This is a genomic window from Achromobacter sp. UMC46 (assembly GCF_014170335.1).
GTDB lineage: Bacteria > Pseudomonadota > Gammaproteobacteria > Burkholderiales > Burkholderiaceae_B > Achromobacter.
In genome coordinates this window covers 214,214-232,767 of sequence record NZ_LZZS01000035.1, presented here as the reverse complement: position 1 = coordinate 232,767, position 18,554 = coordinate 214,214, and the positions used below count along the sequence as shown (strand labels likewise).

The following is an 18,554-nucleotide window of genomic DNA, read 5'->3' as shown; positions in this document are numbered from 1 at the left end:
GCCCCATGAATACCCGCGTCCTTACCGGCATTACCACGACAGGAACTCCCCACCTTGGCAACTACGCAGGCGCGATCCGTCCCGCGGTCCAGGCCAGTACCCAGCCCGGCGTGGACGCGTTCTTCTTCCTGGCGGATTACCACGCGCTGATCAAGTGCGATGACCCGGCCCGCGTGGCGCGGTCCCGCCTGGAAATCGCCGCTACGTGGCTGGCGGTGGGGCTGGACCACGAGCGCGTGACGTTCTACCGCCAGTCCGACATTCCCGAAATCCCCGAACTCAGCTGGCTGCTGACCTGCGTCACGGCCAAGGGCCTGATGAACCGCGCGCACGCCTACAAGGCGTCGGTGGACCAGAATGTCGCCAAGGGCGTGGACCCGGACGACGGCGTTACGATGGGGCTGTTTTCCTACCCGGTCCTGATGGCGGCCGACATCCTCATGTTCAACGCGAACAAGGTGCCGGTGGGCCGCGACCAGATCCAGCACCTGGAAATGGCGCGCGATATCGCCCAGCGTTTCAACCACTTGTACGGCCGCGAGTACTTCGCGCTGCCGGAAGTGACGATCGAGGAAGACGTGGCGACGCTGCCCGGCCTGGATGGCCGCAAGATGTCCAAGAGCTACAACAACACGATCCCGCTGTTCGAAGGCGGCGCGAATGCGCTGCGCGCATCGGTGATGCGCATCGTGACGGATTCGCGTGCGCCGGGCGAAGCCAAGGATGCCGAAAGCTCGCACCTGTACACGCTGTACCGGGCGTTTGCGACGCATGCCGAATCGGCGGCGTTCCGCAAGCAGCTGGAAGAGGGCATGGGTTGGGGCGATGCCAAGCAGGCGCTGTACGAGCATCTGGAAGCGCTGCTGGCGCCGATGCGCGAAAAGTACTTCGATCTGATCGCTAACCCGGGCCGCATCGAAGACATCCTGCAAGCTGGCGCTGCCCGCGCCCGCAAGCTGGCCGTGCCGATGATGCAGGAACTGCGCGAGGCCGTGGGCCTGCGCAACCTGAACGCTGGCGCCGCCGCGGGCAAGGCGCAGGGCAAGAAGGAAAAGGGCAAGGGCGCGCGCTTTGTCAGCTTCCGCGACGAAGATGGCGGTTTCCGCTTCCGCCTGCTGGCGGCCGATGGCGAAGAATTGCTGCTGTCGCAGCGCTTTGCCGATCCGAAGGAGGCCGGCGCCTTGATGCGCCGCCTGCAATCGGAGCCGGCCGACAGCGTGCTGCAGGCCAGCGGCGAGGGCTACGCGGCCATGATCGACGGCGTGGCGGTTGCCGCGGCGCCGGCGGGCGCGCAGGCCGATTCCGAAGCGCAACTGGTGCGTGCGCGTGACGCCCTGGCGTCGTTGTCGCAGGAATAAGGCTTGAACCGGCGGCGCGATGCGTCGCCGGCGGGCATGACGTTGCGAGAGTAGGGCAGAAGCCGGCGAGCGTCAGGCCTGCCGCGCGCTGGCCACGATGCGGCCATCGCGCACCTGGAAGCGCTGGGCGCTGCCCTGGCCCGCGATTTCAAGCATGTCGCCTTCCGAATAGCCCGTGACGTTCGGGCAGTCCAACCATTCCGGGTTGATGAACGGGAAGTACTTCAGCGCGCCGCTGCCTTGGCTGGTGAAGTCGAAGGTGGTGTTGGCGACGACTTCCGGATCCCACTGGCTGGCGTCGAACACCAGCGCGCAGCCCGCCCCGATGCGATAGACGATGCTTGCCCCCATGCTGGCGAAACCCAACGCGCCCACATGCAGTTGGGCGCCGTTGCGCAGTTCGATGACGCGGGTGCCCAGGCGTTCCAGCGTGATGTGCTTGAAGGTCACTTCAGCGCCGTCGACGATCAGATGCGCGTACTGACCCAGGGTGACTTCGCTGTAGGCGCCGCTGTGGCCGGCTTCTTTTTCGGTAATGGTTGCCGCTTCATTGGCGGCAAGCGTAATGGTATTGCGCATGACGGATGGCTCTCCGGGGGGATCTCAGGGTAGGGCGCTGTTGTTGTTGTGCTTCGTGCCTGATAGACGGTTCGCGCCGCTGTTCGCCTGATCATGGAATTTGTGCCTGCCGGGTTCCCCAATGCCGCCGGTTTTTATTATTTGGACACAATTAGATATTTTCCCTTATTTTTGTGTTTTTTTGATTGAGGGAGCGCAAGGATTAGGCCCATTTAAGGGAAAGTCCTAGCTAAAGAAAAAGCCCGGCGCGTCATGCGCCGGGCTTTTTTTGTCGAGCGATCCGGGAGGATCAGCGCTTGAGCTTGGCGAAGGCGTCCGCCATTGCGCTGTTCGCCGCGCCGCCGCCCGTGTTGCCGCGCCCGCCATCGCCTTGGGGGCGGCGGGGCCGGTCGCCGCCCTTGGGCGCGTCGCCGCTGCGGCGCGCCGGGGCCGCCGTGTCGTTCAGGCGCATGGTCAGGGCGACGCGTTTGCGCGCGGCGTCCACTTCCAGCACCTTTACGCTGACGGTCTGGCCCACACGCACGACATCGCGCGGATCCTTGACGAACTTCTCGGCCAGGGCCGAGATGTGGACCAGGCCGTCCTGGTGGACGCCGATGTCGACAAACGCGCCGAAATTGGCCACGTTGGTCACGACGCCTTCCAGCACCATGCCGGGGTACAGGTCGTTCAGCGTTTCCACGCCTTCCTTGAACTGCGCCGTCTTGAATTCCGGGCGCGGATCGCGGCCGGGTTTTTCCAGTTCGGCGAAGATGTCGCGCACGGTCGGCAAGCCGAAACGCTCGTCGGTGAAGTCCGACGGCGACACGCCCTTCAAGGCTTCGCGCTGGCCGATGATCTGCTTCACTTCGGCCTTGATCTTGGCGACGATGCGCTCGACCACCGGATAGGCTTCCGGGTGGACCGACGAGGCGTCCAGCGGGTTGTCGCCATTGGGGATGCGGAGGAACCCGGCGGCCTGTTCGAAGGCCTTTTCACCGAAGCGCGGTACCTTGAGCAGGATTTTGCGGGTGGGGAATGCGCCGTTCTCGTCGCGCCAGGCCACGATGTTCTTGGCCAGCAGCGAGTTCAGGCCCGACACCCGGGCCAGCAGCGCCGCCGACGCCGTATTGACGTCCACACCCACGGCGTTCACGCAATCCTCGACCACGGCGTCCAGCGAACGCGCCAGCTCGCGCTGGTTGACGTCGTGCTGGTACTGGCCCACGCCGATCGCCTTGGGATCGATCTTGACCAGCTCGGCCAGCGGATCCTGCAGGCGGCGGGCGATGGACACGGCGCCCCGCAGGGTTACGTCCAGATCGGGGAATTCCAGCGCCGCGGTTTCAGAAGCGGAGTACACGGACGCGCCGGCCTCGGAGACCACCACGCGGGTGACCTTCAGGTCGGGGAAGCGTTCCATCATGTCGCCCACCAGCTTTTCGCTTTCACGCGATGCGGTGCCGTTGCCGATGGCGATCAGGTCCACCTTGTGCCGCGCGACCAGCGCCGCCAGCGTGTTGATCGTGCCTTCGCGGTCGCGGCGCGGTTCGAACGGGTAGACGGTGGTGGTGTCGACGACCTTGCCGGTCTGGTCGATCACGGCGATCTTGCAGCCCGTACGGATGCCCGGGTCCAGGCCCAGCACGGCCTTGGGGCCGGCGGGAGCCGCCAGCAGCAGGTCCTTCAGGTTGGCGGCGAACACGCGGATGGCTTCGGTTTCGCCGCTTTCGCGCAGGCGGCCGATCAGCTCGCTTTCAAACGCCGTCAGCAGCTTCACGCGCCAGGTCCAGCGGCAGACTTCGCCCAGCCAGCGGGCGCGCGGCGTGGCGTCCAGCGCGAACAGGCCGTTGCCCAGCTTCAGGAAGCCGGCGATGCGCGCCACGCACGGGTGCGGCAGTTGCGCTTCCAGCTCGGCTTCCAGGCCCAGGCGCAATTCCAGCACGCCCTGCTGGCGTCCGCGCAGCAGCGCCAGGATGCGGTGCGAAGGCAGCGTGCGCAGCGGTTCGTTGAAGTCGAACCAGTCGCGGAAGTTCGCGCCTTCGGTTTCCTTGCCGTCGACCATCTTGGAATAGATCAGGCCGGTGGACCACAGGTGCTCGCGCATGTCAGCCAGCAAGTCCGCGTTTTCCGCGTAGCGCTCGGCCAGGATGTCGCGCGCGCCGTCCAGCGCGGCCTTGGCGTCGTTGATGGACGCTTCGGGGTTCAGGTACTGCGCGGCCAGCGCGGCGGGGTCGCAGGCCGCATCGGCCAGGATGGCGTCCGCCAGCGGCTCCAGGCCCGCCTCGCGGGCGATCTGGGCGCGGGTGCGGCGCTTGGGCTTGTACGGCGCGTACAAGTCTTCCAGGCGCTGCTTGGTGTCGGCCGTTGCGATTTCCTGCTGCAGCTCGGGCGTGAGCTTGCCCTGCTGCGAGATGGATTCAAGGATGGAGCCGCGGCGTTCTTCGAGTTCGCGCAGATAACCCAGGCGGACTTCCAGATTGCGCAGCACGGTATCGTCCAGGCCGCCGGTGGCTTCCTTGCGATAGCGGGAGATGAAGGGCACGGTGGCGCCGTCATCCAGCAGTTCCACCGCCGAGGCGATCTGGGAGGCGCGCGCGCCAAGCTCGGTAGCAAGCTGCGCGACGATGCGGGCGTTGTCGACGCCGGCGGCGACGTTCGTGATAGTGGAAGTTTCAGACATCTCTATACGACGACAAAAAGGAAAAACAAGGGGCGGATTGTGCCATAAGCCGCTGTTACAGAACGTGCCAGGGTGGACCGATCCGTCCCTGCGGCAGCCGAAACCGGACGCCGCAACGGGTATCATTTGGTCCTTTCCCACATCAGTGTCTGGCGCCCGAACCGTAACCGGTACCGGTTCACCATAGACTCCGACCGACACTAGGCTGCCGTAATGCTGGACCTGGATATTTCCGAATTTTTCGACGAGGACGGGCCCCTGGCCACGGCCATGCCCGGCTACAAGCCACGCCCATCGCAGGTGGAGCTGTCGCAGGCCATCGGCGACGCCATCCAGGACCGCGCCACGCTCGTGGCCGAAGCGGGCACCGGCATCGGCAAGACCTGGGCTTATCTTGTACCCGCCTTCATTCAGGGCGGCAAGGTGCTGATCTCCACCGGCACCCGCACGCTGCAAGACCAGCTGTTCGCGCGCGATTTGCCGCGCGTGCGCGCCGCGCTGGCCGCGCCGGTGACGGCCGCGCTGCTCAAGGGCCGCGGCAACTACGTGTGCCACTACCACCTTGAACGCCTGCAGGGCGACGAGCGCGCGCTGAAGTCGCGCACCGAGATCCAGCAACTGCGCCAGATCCAGGTCTTCGCGGGCATCACGAAGACGGGCGACCGCAGCGATCTTGCGCAGGTGCCCGAAGACGCCGACATCTGGCAGCGCGTGACGTCGACCCGCGAGAACTGCCTGGGCCAGGAATGCCCGCGCATCCGCGACTGTTTCGTCGTCAAGGCGCGCCGCCAGGCCCAGGAGGCCGACGTGGTGGTCGTCAACCACGCGCTCTTCATGGCCGACCTGGTGTTGCGCGAAGAGGGCGTGACCGACCTGTTGCCCGAAGCCGATACCGTCATCTTCGACGAAGCCCACCAATTGCCCGACACGGCCACCCGGTTCCTGGGCAGCAGCGTGTCCACGCACCAATTGATGGATTTCGGCCGCGCGCTGGAAGTCGCGGGCCTGGCCTATGCGCGCGAAGCCGCCAAATGGAGCGATGTCAGCCGCCATCTGGAAACCGCCGCGCGCGAATTGCGGCTGGCCTGCGCGCCGCTGGACCGGATGCCGGGCCGCAAGGCCACGTTCGACGCGATCCCGAACCCCGAGGAATTCGACGAGGCGCTGGCCGTCCTGCGCGAGGCTGTGGACACGGCCACCAAGGCCTTGGGCGTGGTGGCGGAAAAGCACCCCGACCTGCTGGCCGCCGCACGCAGTGGCGCCGAAATATCGGTGCGCCTCAAGCGCTGGGCAACGCCGGGCCGCGCCGATGCCGGCATGGCCGACGAAGGCTGGGGCCGCGACGACCAATCCCCCGAAGCCACCGCGGCGGCCGACCTGGGCGACGGCCCGTCGACCCCCGCCGCCATCCTGGAAGGCGTGGCGGCGGCGGCCGTCCAGTGGACGGGGCCGGCGGTGCGCTGGGTCGAGCATGGCCAGCATCATGTGCGCCTGCACTCGGCGCCGCTGTCGGTGGCGCAGGCGTTCTCCAAATACCGCAAGCCTGGCCAGGCCTGGATCATGACGTCCGCTACGCTCTCCGTGAACGGCGAATTTACGCACTTCACCAGCCAGCTCGGCCTGTCCAGCGCGCGCACCGGCAAGTGGGAATCGCCGTTCAACTACCCCGAACAGGCGCTGCTGTACGTGCCGCGCGGCATGCCCGAACCGCAATCGCCGCAGTTCCTGGACCGCTTCGTCCAGACGCTGATGCCCTTGCTCGAAGCCAGCCCCGGCGGCACGCTGGTGCTGTGCACGACCTTGCGCGCGGTGGACAAGGTCGCGACGTTGCTGGCCGATGCCTTCGACGACGCGGGGCACGACTGGCCGCTGCTGAAACAGGGCGAGGGCACGCGGCGCGATCTGCTGGACCGCTTCTGCAAGCTCAAGCATCCGGTGCTGGTGGGCAGCGCGAGCTTTTGGGAAGGCATCGACCTGCCCGGCGACGTGCTGACCTTGGTCGCCATCGACAAACTGCCGTTCGCGCCGCCGGACGACCCGGTCATCGAAGCGCGCCTGCGGGCCTGCCGGGCCCAGGGCGGCAATCCGTTTTCGGAATACCAATTGCCCGAGGCAGCGATCTCGCTCAAGCAGGGCGCGGGCCGCTTGATCCGCACCGAATCGGACTGGGGCGTGCTGATGGTGGGCGATGCGCGCCTGGTCGAAAAGCCCTACGGCAAGCGGTTGTGGCGCGGCCTGCCGCCGTTCGCGCGAACACGCGAGCTGGACGAGGTGCTGGCGTTCTACCGTCGCAAGCAGGAAGGCTCGGACGCATAGCGTCAACAGGCCCGAGTGCGCGGCCGGGAGTGTGGCCCGCCGTGGCCCATTGTTCCGACGGCAAAAAGAAAGCCCCTCGATCGAGGGGCTTTCTTTTCCCATGCGTGGAGAATCCGCGGACTGATTCGTCGAGCGCCGACGAATCAGTCAAACGCGGACGAATCAGTCAAACGGGTTCCACCAGCTGCGGTCGGCCTTCAGGCCCTTGGTCTTGAAGTCGCTGTTGGGGAAGTTCTTGTCGTAGACGCGCTGCGCGTCGTTCTTCAGTTCCGTCATGCCCAGCTTGTCGTAGGACTCGACCATCAGGTAGAGCGCCTCTTCGGTGGCGGGGGCGCCTTCGAAGTCGGTGATCACGGTTTGCGCGCGGTTGGCGGCAGCCACGTAGGCGCCGCGCTCGTAGTAATAGCGGGCGACGTGGACTTCGTTCATGGCGATGGTGTTGACCAGCCATGCCACGCGCTTCTCGGCGTCCACCGTGTACTTGCTGTCCGGATAGCGCTTGATGAGCTCGTTGAACGCGTCATAGGACGCGCGCAGGCCCTTGGGATCGCGCTCGGCGGGATCCTGGCCAGTGATGTTGCTCATGAAGGCGCTGGCCGGCGTGAAGTTGATCAGGCCCTTCAGGTACAGGGCGTAGTCGGTGCCGGGGTGGTTGGGGTACAGCTGCTGGAAGCGGTCGATGGCGGCCAGGGCTTGTTCGTTCTCGCCGTCCTTCCAGTTGACGTAGGCCAGTTCAAGCAGGGCTTGCTGGGCGTAGACGCCGAAGGGATAGCGGCTTTCGATGGCGGTCAGACGTTCACGTGCTTCCTTCCAGCCTCCGGAGGACATTTCGGCCTTGGCGTCGGCGTAGAGCTGTTCGGCGCTCCAGTTGGTGGTTTTGTCGTATTTGCTGTTGGTCGAGCCGCAACCGGCGATGACGATGACGGCAAATAGCGCGATAACCATGCGCAAAACCGGCCCGCTTCGGGATGCGGGGTTCAAGGGAGCTGCGGAGTGGTGAATCACGAGAATCGTATCCTTGGTGTTAGCATGGCAGGCTGATTATATGATTTGTCTCCATGTCTGATACAGCCGCCGGCACAGATCTCGTTTCCGACGATGAACTTCTGGGCCTTTCCGACGAAACCGGCGACGAAAACGCCGGTGATAACCCCAGTGGAAACCGGGGTGAACCGCAACTTGTAACCGTGCCTTCCACCGTCAAGGCCGACCGGCTGGACAAGGTGCTGGCCGGGTTGTTGCCCGACCATTCCCGTAGCCGCCTGCAAGGCTGGATCGAAGCCGGCAACGTGCACGTCAACGGCGCTCCCGGCAAGATCCGCCAGACGGTCGGCCCGGGCGACGAGCTGCTGGTCTGGGCTCAGCCGGCGCCCGATGCGCGCGCCTTCACTCCCGAACCCGTTGAATTCGCCGTCGTGGCCGAAAGCCCCGAATGGATCGTCGTGAACAAGCCCGCGGGCCTGGTCACGCATCCCGGCGCGGGCAACTGGAGCGGCACGCTGCTCAATGGCCTGCTGCACCGCTTCCCCGAACTGGCGTCCGTTGCGCGTGCCGGCATCGTTCACAGGCTGGACAAGGACACGTCCGGACTGATGGTCGTGGCCCGCAACGAGCGCGCCCAGACGCATCTGGTGCGCCAGTTGCAGGCGCGCAGCATGGGCCGCGAATACGTGGCGCTGGCGCATGGCTGGGTCGCAGGCGCCGGCCGCGTCGAACGCGCCATCGGCCGTGATGCCCGCGTGCCGATCCGCATGAGCGTCGAGCGCCCTGTCGCGCCCAAGCCCGCCATCACCAATTACACCCCGGCCCGCCGCGGCCAGGTGGACCCCGGCGGACGCGTCACCGAAGTGGTGTGCCGCCTGGAAACCGGCCGCACCCACCAGATCCGCGTCCACATGGCCAGCCTGGGCCACCCGCTGCTGGCGGACACGATCTACGGGGGCAGGAACATCGCGGGGGCGCAGCGCCAGATGCTGCACGCCCGCGCCCTGCATTTTGACGACCCGGGCGGCAGCGGCGAAGTCCAGTTCGCAGCCGCCCTGCCCGAGGACATGACCCTGGTCCAGGAAAGCATTGCATGGAACGCGTGATCGCCAGCCTGCCTGTCGTAACCGGCCCGGAATGGGCCGGCGTGAACTATTTCTGCACGACGCGCGCCGGCGGCGCGGGCGTGGCGCCGCACGACACCCTGAACCTGGGGCGCCGCGCAGGCGACGATCCCGACACCGTGGCCGAGAACCGGCGCCGGGTGCGCGCCGCCGTCCCGGCCGACCCGCTGTGGTTGCGCCAGGTGCATGGCAGCGACGTCGTGGACGCCGATGCGCCGGACGTGCCGGACGAACCCGCGGTGGACGCCAGCGTCACGTCGCAACCGGGCCGCGTGCTGGCCGTCATGGTGGCGGACTGCCTGCCGGTCGTCATCGCCGACGCCGGCGGCCAGGTGCTGGGCGCGGCGCATGCCGGCTGGCGCGGCCTGTCGGGCGGCGTGCTGGAACAGACGCTGGCGGCCATGCGCGCCAAGGCACCCGAGGCCGCCGGCTGGCGCGCCTGGGTCGGCCCCGGCATCGGCCCGCAGGTGTTCGAAGTGGGGCAAGACGTGCTTGACGCCTTCACCCAAGACGATCCCGCCACCGCGCGCTACTTCACGCCGCGCCCTGGCCTATCGGGAAAGTGGCTGGCGGACCTCGCCGGATTGGCTGATTTCCGCTTGCGCCGCGCCGGGGTACAAGAGGTGTCCCTTTGCGGGATGTGCACCGTGTCCGAATCCGAACGCTTCTTTTCGTACCGGCGCGATGGCGAAACCGGACGCATGGCGCTGGTGGCCTGGCTCGACCCGGATTGATCTTGCGCAAGGGCGGCGCGCGGGCTTGCCGCCCGCTCCGGCGGCCTCCTTGTATACCCGCATTGACAGTCCCGGACCCGGAATGCAACATCAATCGCGAAGTCTCGATAACAAGGTGTCGAAGTGAATGCCAATCTCTCCGCCGCAGGGCCCATTCCGGTGAGCGTGGCACCGGAAATCCTGGCCGACATTCAGGCCGAATTCTCTCGCGAGTGGCAGCGCCTGTGTGACGACGCCCGACGCGGCGCGCTTGCGCCCCTGTCCGACCGCCGCTTCGCGGGCGATGCGTGGGCCGCAAACGGTTCGCATCTGCTGCTGGCGCATACCTATCTGCTGTCGGCCCGCGCCATGCAACGCATGGTCGACGCGGCCCAGGTCAGCGAACCGATGCGCGAGCGGCTGCGTTTCTCCATCATGCAATGGGTTGACGCGCTGTCTCCGTCGAACTTCCTGGCGCTGAATCCGGATGCCCAGCAATCCATCGTGGAAAGCGCCGGACGCGCCTTGAACGAAGGGCTGGCCAATCTGCTGGGCGACGTCAAGAAAGGCCGCATCACCCAGACCGACGAATCGCAGTTCGAGATCGGCCGCAACGTGGCGGTGACGCCCGGCGAAGTGGTGTACGAAAACACGCTGTTCCAGCTGATCCAGTACGCGCCGTCGACGGCCGCCGTGCACGAACTGCCGCTGGTGATCGTGCCGCCGAACATCAACAAGTTCTACATCCTGGACCTGCAGCCGGAGAATTCCTTCGTGCGCCACGCGGTCGGAGAGGGCTACACGGTGTTCCTGGTGTCGTGGCGCAACCCGGTCGCCAGTGACGCCGACGGCGTGGACCGTGCCACTTGGTCCGACTATCTGGACGGCGCCGTGCTGCAAGCGCTGCGCGTGGCCAGCGACATCACCAAGCAGCCCAAGGTCAACGCCCTGGGGTTCTGCGTGGGCGGCACGATGCTGGCATCCGCGCTGGCGTTGGCCGAGGCCCGCGATGAACAGCCCGTGGCGTCGCTGACGCTGTTGACCTCGCTGCTGGACTTCCATGACACCGGCATCCTGAAGGTGTTCGTCGACGAAGCGCATGCGCTGCTGCGCGACCACCAGTTGGGCAACGGCGGGTTGATGCCCGGGCGCGACCTGGCCACCACGTTCTCGTTCCTGCGGCCCAACGAACTGGTCTGGAATTATGTGGTGGGCAACTACCTGAAGGGCCAGAAGCCGCCTCCGTTCGACTTGCTGTTCTGGAATGGCGACAGCACCAATCTGCCGGGGCCGTTCTTCTCGTGGTACTTCCGTAATACCTACCTTGAGAACAACCTGAAAGTGCCGGGCCGCGCGCAAGCCGCCGGCCTGCCGCTGGACCTGACGCGCCTGACGATGCCGGCATACATTTTCGGTTCCCGCGAAGACCACATCGTGCCTTGGGTATCGGCCTACGCGTCCACGCAATTGCTGCGCGGACCGCAGCGCTTCGTGCTGGGCGCGTCGGGCCACATCGCCGGCGTGGTGAATCCGCCGGCTAAGAAGCGCCGCAGCTACTGGGTGGCCGACAAGCTGGGCAACGCGGGCCATGACATGCCGGGCGACCCCAACGCCTGGTTCGCGCAAGCCGCCGAAAACGCGGGCAGCTGGTGGCCCGACTGGACGCAATGGCTGTCGGGGCACTCGGGCAAGCAGGTCAAGGCGCGTACGAAATTAGGCAATGCCAAGTACCGGCCGATCGAGCCGGCGCCTGGCAGGTATGTAAAGGTCCGGGCTGCCTGAAACCGCCATGCGCGGTTGGCCCAGGCCAATAAGAAGTTAATCAACGAGGCGTCCGTCGCACACAGGAGGAAGTCCAATGAGCGGAAAACTGGCTTACGTAACAGGCGGGATGGGCGGTATCGGCACCTCTATTTGCCAGCGCTTGGCCAAGGATGGCTTTCGCGTGGTGGCAGGTTGCGGCCCAAGCCGAAACTACCAGCAATGGCTGGATGAGCAGGCAGCGCAGGGCTACACCTTCTACGCGTCGGTGGGCAACGTGTCGGACTGGGATTCGACGGTAGCGGCCTTTGAACGGGTCACGGCAGACCTGGGACCGGTTGACGTGCTGGTCAACAACGCGGGCATCACGCGTGACGGCCTGTTCCGCAAAATGACCGCGGACGATTGGCGCGCGGTCATCGACACCAACTTGAACAGCCTGTTCAATGTGACCAAACAGGTCATCGAAGGCATGGTCGAGCGCCAGTGGGGCCGCATCGTCAACATCAGCTCGGTGAACGGGCAGAAGGGCCAATTCGGCCAGACGAACTATTCCACGGCGAAGGCGGGCATTCACGGCTTCACGATGGCGCTGGCCCAGGAAGTCGCCAGCAAGGGCGTCACGGTCAACACGATTTCGCCGGGCTACATCGGCACGGACATGGTTCGCGCCATCCGTCCCGAAGTGCTTGAGAAGATCGTGGCCACCATTCCGGTTCGTCGTCTGGGCACGCCCGAGGAAATCGCGTCGATGACGTCGTGGCTGGCCTCGGACGAGTCCGGCTTTTCGACTGGCGCGGATTTCTCGCTCAACGGCGGCCTGCACATGGGCTAATGTTGGTCAGCGGGCCGCCATCGGGCGGCCTCAGGCGCTGGAAGGCCTCGGGGAGAGGGCCTTCCGGCATTACACTCCACCTTATCCGAAGTCTTAGAGATCGCCCGATCCGGGGACATACATGACGCAAGCACAAACCGGCGCCAGCCTGCGCCTGATTAAAAAATACCCCAACCGTCGCCTATACGACACCCGGACCAGCACCTACATCACTCTGGCAGATGTCAAGCAACTGGTCCTGGCCAACGAAGAATTCCAGGTAGTCGACGCCAAGAGCGGCGAAGACCTGACGCGCAGCATCCTTTTGCAGATCATCCTGGAAGAGGAAAGCGGCGGCATGCCCATGTTCTCGTCGAACATGCTGTCGCAGATCATCCGTTTCTACGGCCACGCCATGCAGGGCATCATGGGTTCCTATCTTGAGAAGAACATCCAGGCCTTCATGGAAATCCAGACGCGCATGGCCGAGCAGTCCAAGGGCCTGTACGGCAGCCAGTTCGGGCCCGAAGCCTGGACCCAGTTCATGAACGTGCAGACGCCCATGCTGCAGAACATGATGAACAACTACATCGATCAGAGCAAAAACCTGTTCGTGCAGATGCAGGATCAGATGCAGGACCAGACGCGCGCGATGTTCTCGACGTTCCCATTCACGCCCGGCAGCACGCCGCCGGGTTCGGGCCGCAAGTAATCGCCGCAAGCGGGCGGGCCGAGGCCCTTGCCCTGTGGATCCAGAAGCCGGTAGGGCGTTAGCCTGACCGGCTTTTTTGTGGGCGCGCGCCGACACGGTCCGACAGGGTTGCCCTTTTGACTGAACGCAATAATCCGCCCTTTGTTTGGCCTTCGAGTTCAGGGATATGTCAGTTTTTTTCGTTACATTAATGAAAACGGTTCTTGTTTAGTTTATCGAAACCGCCATTCATTTGTGTCTCAAGGATTATGCACATGATCAAGAAAGCCTTGGCGCTGGCCATCGTCGCTCTGAGCGTGTCCGCCGCGCAAGCGGCCGAATACCCCATCGGCAAGCCGGTTGAGAAGGGCGGCATGGAAATCGGCGCGGTCTATCTGCAGCCGATCGAAATGGACCCGCCCGGGATGATGCGTCCCGCCAAGGATTCCGACGTGCACCTTGAGGCGGACATCCACGCCACCGCCGGCAACAAGACGGGCTTCCCCGAAGGCGAATGGGTGCCTTACCTGGTCGTGAACTTCGAGATCCAGAAGGTCGGCAGCCAGAACGTGCAGAAGGGCACCTTCATGCCCATGGTCGCCAACGACGGCCCGCACTATGGCGACAACATCAAGCTGGAAGGTCCGGGCAAGTACAAGCTGAAGTACTCGATCCTGCCGCCGTCCGAAAACAAGATGGCCCACTTCGGCCGCCACGTCGACAAGGAAACCGGCGTGGGTCCGTGGTTCGAGCCGTTTGAACTGGAATATGAATTCGTCTACGCCGGCACCGGCAAGAAGGGCGGATACTGATCGTGCGCCGCCTGTATCGCGTTGTGGCCGCCGTGCTGATCGGCCTGGCCGCTTTTTCCGGCATGGCACCCGCGCAGGCGGACGAACTGCCGACGTTCACGTTGCGGTTCAAGCCGGACGGCACGTTCGAGCCGGCGACGCTCGAAGTGCCCGCCGGCCGTTTCAAGATCGAGCTCATCAACGAGAGCAACGAGCCGGTGGAATTCGAGAGCATTCCGCTGCGCAAGGAAAAAGTGCTGGGCCCGGGGGTTAAATCCTTCGTGGTGATCACCATTTCCCGCCCGGGCGAGTATCCCTTCTTCGATGACTTTCACCAGAGCGTGAAAGGCACCCTGGTCGTCAAGCCCAAGGAATAAGCGGTAGCTATACATGGAACAGGTCCTCTTTATCGTCTGGCGTGAAAGCGTCGAAGCCATGCTGGTGGTGGGCATCTTGTACACCTGGCTGCGCTCCACACCGGAAGGCAAGCGCGGGCTGAACTACCTGTGGGGCGGTGTCGCGGCCGGCCTGGCCCTGGCCGTCGCGTTGGCGCTGGTGCTGCTGGGCGTCTCGTCCTGGCTTAGCGACGAAGGCCAGGAATGGTTCCAGGCCATCATGTCGCTGGCGGCGTGCGCGCTGGTCGTGCAGATGGTCGTGTGGATGAAGAAGCACGGCCGCACGCTGAAAGGCGAACTGGAAAGCGGGGCGCGCAGCTCGGTCGCCAGCGACAACTGGTGGGGGCTGTTCGTGCTGGTGGCCATCGCCGTGGCGCGTGAAGGCAGCGAAACCGTGGTGTTCCTGTACGGCACGGTGTCGGCGGGCGAAGGCGGCAGCGACATGCTGATGCTGGCGCTGGCCGGCGTCGCGGGTTTCGCGGTGGCCTTGCTGACGTTCTGGCTGCTGCAGCTGGGCGGCAAGTTGATCACCTGGCGCCGCTTTTTCAAAGTGACCGAAATCCTGTTGCTGCTGCTGGCGGGGTCGCTGCTGGTCGGCGGCCTGGACCATCTGATTTCGCTGGACGTGCTGCCCACCATCATCGATCCGGTCTGGGACACCTCGTGGCTCTTGAGCGACAGCACCGGCATTGGCAAGATCCTGGCGGACTTCGCCGGGTACCGCGCCTTGCCGGCACTGATCTCGGTCTTGTTGTGGGTGGCTTACTGGATCGTGGTCTGGGCGCTGCTGCGCTGGGTGGGCGGGAAGTCCGCCCGGGCGCCGGCCGCTGCGCGGAGCGCATCCTGATTCCGACGTGATGCCCGACTGAACTATGAAGGTTTGAACATGGCTGCTGTACTCGGGAGGGTGACCTCCCGGATCGCCGATTTCCTCCGTGACCATGCCCCGCTGTTGCGCAAGCTGCAGTGGGGCATTGTCGCGTTGTACGCGTTCCTTTTGATCGTTCCCGTGATCCTTCCGTTGCCGGACAACACGGCATCGGTCTTCAATAATCTGACGATCGTCGCGCAGTTCGCCTTCTGGGGCGTCTGGTGGCCGTTCGTGCTGATCTCGATGCCGATCCTGGGCCGCGCCTGGTGTGGGTGGCTCTGTCCCGAAGGCATGCTGACCGAATGGGCCAGCGAGCGGGGGCAGGGCCGCGCGATTCCCAAATGGATGCGTTGGGGCGGCTGGCCGTTCGTGGCCTTCGCGCTAACGACGGTCTACGGCCAACTGGTCAGCGTCTACCAGTACCCGCTGGCGGTGCTGGCGGTGCTGGGCGGCTCTACCGTGGCGGCCATGATCGTGGGCTGGCGCTATGGCCGCAGCAAACGGGTGTGGTGCAAGTACCTGTGCCCGGTCAACGGCGTGTTCAATCTGCTGGCCAAGCTGGCGCCGTGGCACTTCAAGGTAGACGAAGAGAAGTGGCGCCATCCCGTCATTCGTATCGAAACCATCAACTGTGCGCCGCTGGTGCCGCTTCGCCACATGAAGGGCGCGGGCGATTGCCACATGTGCGGCCGGTGCAGCGGCTATCGCGGCGCGATCGAACTGACTCCGCGTTCGCCTGAAGAAGAGATCGTGCACGTCGCCGACGGCGACGCGTGGCAGACGGCCTTGCTGTGCTTCGGGCTGATGGGCATCGCGATCGGCGCGTTCCTCTGGAGCGCCAGCCCGTGGTACGTGACCGCCAAACAATGGGCCGCGACCTGGCTGGTGGAGCGCGACATCATGTGGCCGTTGATGGACAACGCGCCCTGGTTCATCCTGACCCACTATCCGGACGTGAACGACAGTTTTTCGTGGCTGGACGGCGCGGGCATCCTGCTGTTCGTCGTCGGGGCCACGGTCATCGTCGGGGGCGCAAGCTTCCTGTCGCTGTGGATCGCAGACCGCCTGGCGCCCGCCGCGAGCCAGCCGGATGCGCCCGCCACGCGCTGGATCCGCCCCGGCGTGCACAAGCTGGCGCAGGCGCTGATCCCGTCGGCCGGCATCGGCGTGTTCCTGGGCTTGTCCGCCACCACGGTCAACCTGCTCAAGCACGAGGGCGTGCAAGCCGCCTGGGCCGGCCCGGTGCGCTTCACGCTGCTGACCCTTGCGGTGCTGTGGACCTTGCGCCTGTTCGCGCGCTTGCTGGCGCAGCGCCCAACCGGCGGATGGCGCAAGGCCGCTGCCTGGCTTGTGCTGACGGCAGGCCTCGCGCCGTTCTGCATGGCATGGGTGTTTTTCTTTGCAATCTGGTAAGGACTGCTTGATGGCCTGAAGCCGGGCGCTGCGATACATTGGAAGGCCTCGCCGGACTGGCCGGCGGCCTTCCTCCACACGCCCCTTCATGACTTCTTACGCGTTTCGCCTGCTCAACGTTTTCGCGTCCACGCCGTTCAGCGGCAACCAGCTGTGCGTCTTTGAAGACGCGCGCGGCATGGACGACGCCACCATGCTGAACCTGGCGGCGCAGTTCAACCTTTCCGAAACCACCTTCATCCTGCCGTCCGACCGCGCGGATGCGCGCGTGCGCATCTTCACGCCCGGCTACGAGATGAAGTTCGCGGGCCATCCCACCATCGGCACCTCGCAAGTCGTGCGCGACCTGCGCCAAACCGGTGACGCGCTGACGCTCGAGTTCAAGGCCGGCGTGGTGCCGGTCCAGGCCCGCGGCGATGCCTGGACCTTCACGGCGCCGTGCCCCGATGGCGTGCGCACGGCGCAACCGGAACTGGACCGCGCCGAAATCGCCGGCCTGGTCGGGCTGCAAGCCGACGACCTGCTGGGTGACCCGATCTGGGTGGATACCGGGGCCGATCAGTTGCTGGTGCCGCTGGCCAGCGTCGAGGCCGTGCGCCGCGCGGCCCCCGACGGCTCGAAACTGCACCGCTGGCAGACCAGCAGCCTGGGCCGCAAGACACTGTATGTATTCGCCTTCGACGAAGGGCGGGTGCAGGACGCGCGTCAGGTGGTGGTGGCCCGCTACTTCTTCGCCAAGGCGGGCGGCGGCGTGGATGAGGATGCGGGCACGGGGTCGGCTTGCGCCAACTTGGGGGGCTGGCTGGTCCACAAGAAGCGTGCGTTGCCGGCCAGCATCCTGGTCGAGCAGGGCGACCAGATGGGCCGGCCGTGCCGATTGCTGCTGGATGTGCTGGCCGATGGCCGCATCCAGGTCGGCGGCCGGGCGCTGGAGATCGGGCGGGGCACGGTCACGATCTAGGGCGTGCCGAAACGGACGCCGAAACGAAAGCGGCGCCTGTGTGATTCACAGGCGCCGCAGGGCTCTCTAGGCCTCAGTCGGAAACGATATCCGCGTTACTTCTTGTTCTTGGCCGGGTCGACCTTGATGTTGTTCATGACCTGCTTGACGCCTTCCACGCCGCGCGTCACGGTGGCGGCGTGATCGGCTTCAGCGGAAGTGCCCACCGAACCGGTCAGCGTGGCCACGCCGTTGTTGGTTTCCACGGCGATGTCCAGGGCGCTCAGTTGCTTGTCGGCGACGATGGCGGCCTTGACCTTGGTGGTCACGGTCGCGTCGGAGGCGTATTCGCCCACCGATTGCTTGGGTTTGCCGTCATCGGCCGCAAAAGCCATGGAAGTGAAGACAGCGCCCGTTCCCAGTGCGGCGGCGGCGATCAGCTTACGAATTTCCATAGTTGTGCTCCTTTAAATCCAGTGTTCGGCGCGTCGTCCCGAGACGACGCGGATTTTGCTAGTGCTTTGGGGTACGCGTTTTATCAACGTTTCCTATTTCTTCTTCAGGGCGCCGCTCAAGATGGACAAGAGCGCCAGCACCAGGAATACGAAGAACAGGACCTTGGCGATACCCGCAGCCCCGGCGGCAATGCCGCCGAAGCCGAGAACCGCCGCGATGATCGCGATGACGAAGAAAACTACGGCGTAGTGCAACATGTCAGCTTCTCCAGTGGTTTCGACCGATCAAGGCGGTGGCGGGAATCAGGGATTGCGGTCGAAGAAATCCCGGACTTCCTTTTGCGCTTCATCCTTGGTCTTGCCATAGCGTTCCTGGATCAAGCCAGCCAAGCGCTCGGCGTTGCCTTCGGTACGGGTCAACTCGTCGTCGGTGAGTTCACCCCAGGCCGCTTTGGCCTTGCCGGTCAGTTGCTTCCACTTGCCGGCGATGATGTCGTTATTCATGGTGACCTCTCTCTGTCTGCGTGCGACACAAGGCTTATGGCCTATAAGTCCTGCAATCGCGGTTGAGTTGGACACTGATCAGCTAGCCCCTACCGTACGAGTCCGGCAGGGGGCCTGTCAAACCTGGCTGTGGGTAAATGTAACGGTGCAAAGCGCAATATTCGCGCCATTCTCAGACGGGCC

Annotated in this window: 18 protein-coding genes; 12 read left to right on the top strand and 6 right to left on the bottom strand. The window is 65.1% G+C overall.

Annotated features, from left to right (window positions below):
- Positions 1-5: 5 nt before the first annotated feature.
- Complete coding sequence (locus A9973_RS24955; protein WP_183016317.1) at positions 6-1,358, top strand: tryptophan--tRNA ligase; 1,353 nt, start codon at positions 6-8, stop codon at positions 1,356-1,358.
- 72 nt (positions 1,359-1,430) lie between these two features.
- Here the strand turns inward: A9973_RS24955 and A9973_RS24950 are convergent, their stop codons facing one another.
- Together A9973_RS24950 and tex are read right to left on the bottom strand one after the other, a co-directional pair.
- A complete protein-coding gene (locus A9973_RS24950; RefSeq protein WP_183016316.1) occupies positions 1,431-1,937 on the bottom strand; it encodes a hypothetical protein in 507 nt (168 codons plus the stop codon).
- A gap of 289 nt (positions 1,938-2,226) precedes the next feature.
- Positions 2,227-4,599: an RNA-binding transcriptional accessory protein Tex gene (gene tex / locus A9973_RS24945; RefSeq protein WP_183016315.1), complete on the bottom strand. Its 2,373-nt coding sequence runs from the start codon at positions 4,597-4,599 to the stop codon at positions 2,227-2,229.
- A 213-nt stretch (positions 4,600-4,812) separates the two neighbouring features.
- Here tex and A9973_RS24940 point away from each other — a divergent pair, with 213 nt between their 5' ends.
- Positions 4,813-6,915: an ATP-dependent DNA helicase gene (locus A9973_RS24940; RefSeq protein ID WP_183016314.1), complete on the top strand. Its 2,103-nt coding sequence runs from the start codon at positions 4,813-4,815 to the stop codon at positions 6,913-6,915.
- Positions 6,916-7,077: 162 nt separating this feature from the next.
- Here A9973_RS24940 and A9973_RS24935 read toward each other — a convergent pair whose 3' ends face one another.
- Positions 7,078-7,860: an outer membrane protein assembly factor BamD gene (locus tag A9973_RS24935; protein ID WP_183016313.1), complete on the bottom strand. Its 783-nt coding sequence runs from the start codon at positions 7,858-7,860 to the stop codon at positions 7,078-7,080.
- Between the two features lie 113 nt (positions 7,861-7,973).
- On the opposite strand from A9973_RS24935, the gene A9973_RS24930 reads away from it, so the two are divergent.
- The 10 genes from A9973_RS24930 to A9973_RS24885 all read left to right on the top strand — a co-directional run bounded on the left by A9973_RS24930 (position 7,974) and on the right by A9973_RS24885 (position 17,433).
- Positions 7,974-9,005, top strand: coding sequence for an RluA family pseudouridine synthase (locus A9973_RS24930; protein WP_220805641.1), 1,032 nt, complete (start codon positions 7,974-7,976; stop codon positions 9,003-9,005).
- Positions 8,993-9,757: a peptidoglycan editing factor PgeF gene (gene pgeF, locus A9973_RS24925; protein ID WP_183016312.1), complete on the top strand. Its 765-nt coding sequence runs from the start codon at positions 8,993-8,995 to the stop codon at positions 9,755-9,757. The genes A9973_RS24930 and pgeF overlap by 13 nt, the downstream gene beginning before the upstream one ends.
- Positions 9,758-9,880: 123 nt before the next feature.
- Positions 9,881-11,518 (top strand): class I poly(R)-hydroxyalkanoic acid synthase, encoded by a 1,638-nt coding sequence (locus A9973_RS24920; protein WP_183016311.1) that lies wholly within the window; start codon positions 9,881-9,883, stop codon positions 11,516-11,518.
- Positions 11,519-11,594: 76 nt separating this feature from the next.
- Positions 11,595-12,332 carry an acetoacetyl-CoA reductase gene (gene phbB / locus A9973_RS24915; protein ID WP_169271065.1) on the top strand — a complete coding sequence of 246 codons (738 nt, stop codon included), beginning with the start codon at positions 11,595-11,597 and terminating at the stop codon, positions 12,330-12,332.
- A gap of 121 nt (positions 12,333-12,453) precedes the next feature.
- Positions 12,454-13,023, top strand: coding sequence for a polyhydroxyalkanoate synthesis repressor PhaR (gene phaR, locus A9973_RS24910; RefSeq protein WP_006222902.1), 570 nt, complete (start codon positions 12,454-12,456; stop codon positions 13,021-13,023).
- Between the two features lie 254 nt (positions 13,024-13,277).
- A complete protein-coding gene (locus tag A9973_RS24905) occupies positions 13,278-13,814 on the top strand; it encodes an iron transporter (RefSeq protein WP_183016310.1) in 537 nt (178 codons plus the stop codon).
- A 2-nt stretch (positions 13,815-13,816) separates the two neighbouring features.
- Entirely contained in the window at positions 13,817-14,170 is a 354-nt protein-coding gene (locus tag A9973_RS24900; RefSeq protein ID WP_183016309.1) for a cupredoxin domain-containing protein, read from the top strand.
- Positions 14,171-14,183: 13 nt separating this feature from the next.
- On the top strand, positions 14,184-15,035 hold the full coding sequence (locus A9973_RS24895; RefSeq protein WP_183016308.1) for an FTR1 family protein: 852 nt from the start codon (positions 14,184-14,186) through the stop codon (positions 15,033-15,035).
- A 39-nt stretch (positions 15,036-15,074) separates the two neighbouring features.
- The gene (locus tag A9973_RS24890; protein ID WP_183016307.1) at positions 15,075-16,472 is read left to right on the top strand and encodes a 4Fe-4S binding protein; all 1,398 of its coding nucleotides are present in this window, start codon (positions 15,075-15,077) and stop codon (positions 16,470-16,472) included.
- Positions 16,473-16,560: 88 nt separating this feature from the next.
- Positions 16,561-17,433 carry a PhzF family phenazine biosynthesis protein gene (locus A9973_RS24885; protein WP_183016306.1) on the top strand — a complete coding sequence of 291 codons (873 nt, stop codon included), beginning with the start codon at positions 16,561-16,563 and terminating at the stop codon, positions 17,431-17,433.
- Positions 17,434-17,528: 95 nt separating this feature from the next.
- Here A9973_RS24885 and A9973_RS24880 read toward each other — a convergent pair whose 3' ends face one another.
- The 3 genes from A9973_RS24880 to A9973_RS24870 form a co-directional block, all read right to left on the bottom strand.
- Positions 17,529-17,867, bottom strand: coding sequence for a BON domain-containing protein (locus A9973_RS24880; RefSeq protein ID WP_183016305.1), 339 nt, complete (start codon positions 17,865-17,867; stop codon positions 17,529-17,531).
- A 93-nt stretch (positions 17,868-17,960) separates the two neighbouring features.
- Positions 17,961-18,125, bottom strand: coding sequence for a DUF1328 domain-containing protein (locus A9973_RS24875; protein WP_183016304.1), 165 nt, complete (start codon positions 18,123-18,125; stop codon positions 17,961-17,963).
- Positions 18,126-18,170: 45 nt separating this feature from the next.
- Positions 18,171-18,371 (bottom strand): CsbD family protein, encoded by a 201-nt coding sequence (locus tag A9973_RS24870; RefSeq protein WP_006218180.1) that lies wholly within the window; start codon positions 18,369-18,371, stop codon positions 18,171-18,173.
- Positions 18,372-18,554: the final 183 nt, after the last annotated feature.

Coding starts and splice junctions, on each gene's coding strand:
- A9973_RS24950 (WP_183016316.1), bottom strand. CDS start 1,937: ATGCGCAATACCATTACGCTTGCCGCCAATGAAGCGGCAACCATTACC.
- A9973_RS24940 (WP_183016314.1), top strand. CDS start 4,813: ATGCTGGACCTGGATATTTCCGAATTTTTCGACGAGGACGGGCCCCTG.
- A9973_RS24880 (WP_183016305.1), bottom strand. CDS start 17,867: ATGGAAATTCGTAAGCTGATCGCCGCCGCCGCACTGGGAACGGGCGCT.
- pgeF (WP_183016312.1), top strand. CDS start 8,993: ATGGAACGCGTGATCGCCAGCCTGCCTGTCGTAACCGGCCCGGAATGG.
- A9973_RS24875 (WP_183016304.1), bottom strand. CDS start 18,125: ATGTTGCACTACGCCGTAGTTTTCTTCGTCATCGCGATCATCGCGGCG.
- tex (WP_183016315.1), bottom strand. CDS start 4,599: ATGTCTGAAACTTCCACTATCACGAACGTCGCCGCCGGCGTCGACAAC.
- A9973_RS24930 (WP_220805641.1), top strand. CDS start 7,974: ATGTCTGATACAGCCGCCGGCACAGATCTCGTTTCCGACGATGAACTT.
- A9973_RS24895 (WP_183016308.1), top strand. CDS start 14,184: ATGGAACAGGTCCTCTTTATCGTCTGGCGTGAAAGCGTCGAAGCCATG.
- A9973_RS24905 (WP_183016310.1), top strand. CDS start 13,278: ATGATCAAGAAAGCCTTGGCGCTGGCCATCGTCGCTCTGAGCGTGTCC.
- A9973_RS24890 (WP_183016307.1), top strand. CDS start 15,075: ATGGCTGCTGTACTCGGGAGGGTGACCTCCCGGATCGCCGATTTCCTC.
- A9973_RS24935 (WP_183016313.1), bottom strand. CDS start 7,860: ATGGTTATCGCGCTATTTGCCGTCATCGTCATCGCCGGTTGCGGCTCG.
- A9973_RS24870 (WP_006218180.1), bottom strand. CDS start 18,371: ATGAATAACGACATCATCGCCGGCAAGTGGAAGCAACTGACCGGCAAG.
- phaR (WP_006222902.1), top strand. CDS start 12,454: ATGACGCAAGCACAAACCGGCGCCAGCCTGCGCCTGATTAAAAAATAC.
- A9973_RS24955 (WP_183016317.1), top strand. CDS start 6: ATGAATACCCGCGTCCTTACCGGCATTACCACGACAGGAACTCCCCAC.
- phbB (WP_169271065.1), top strand. CDS start 11,595: ATGAGCGGAAAACTGGCTTACGTAACAGGCGGGATGGGCGGTATCGGC.
- A9973_RS24885 (WP_183016306.1), top strand. CDS start 16,561: ATGACTTCTTACGCGTTTCGCCTGCTCAACGTTTTCGCGTCCACGCCG.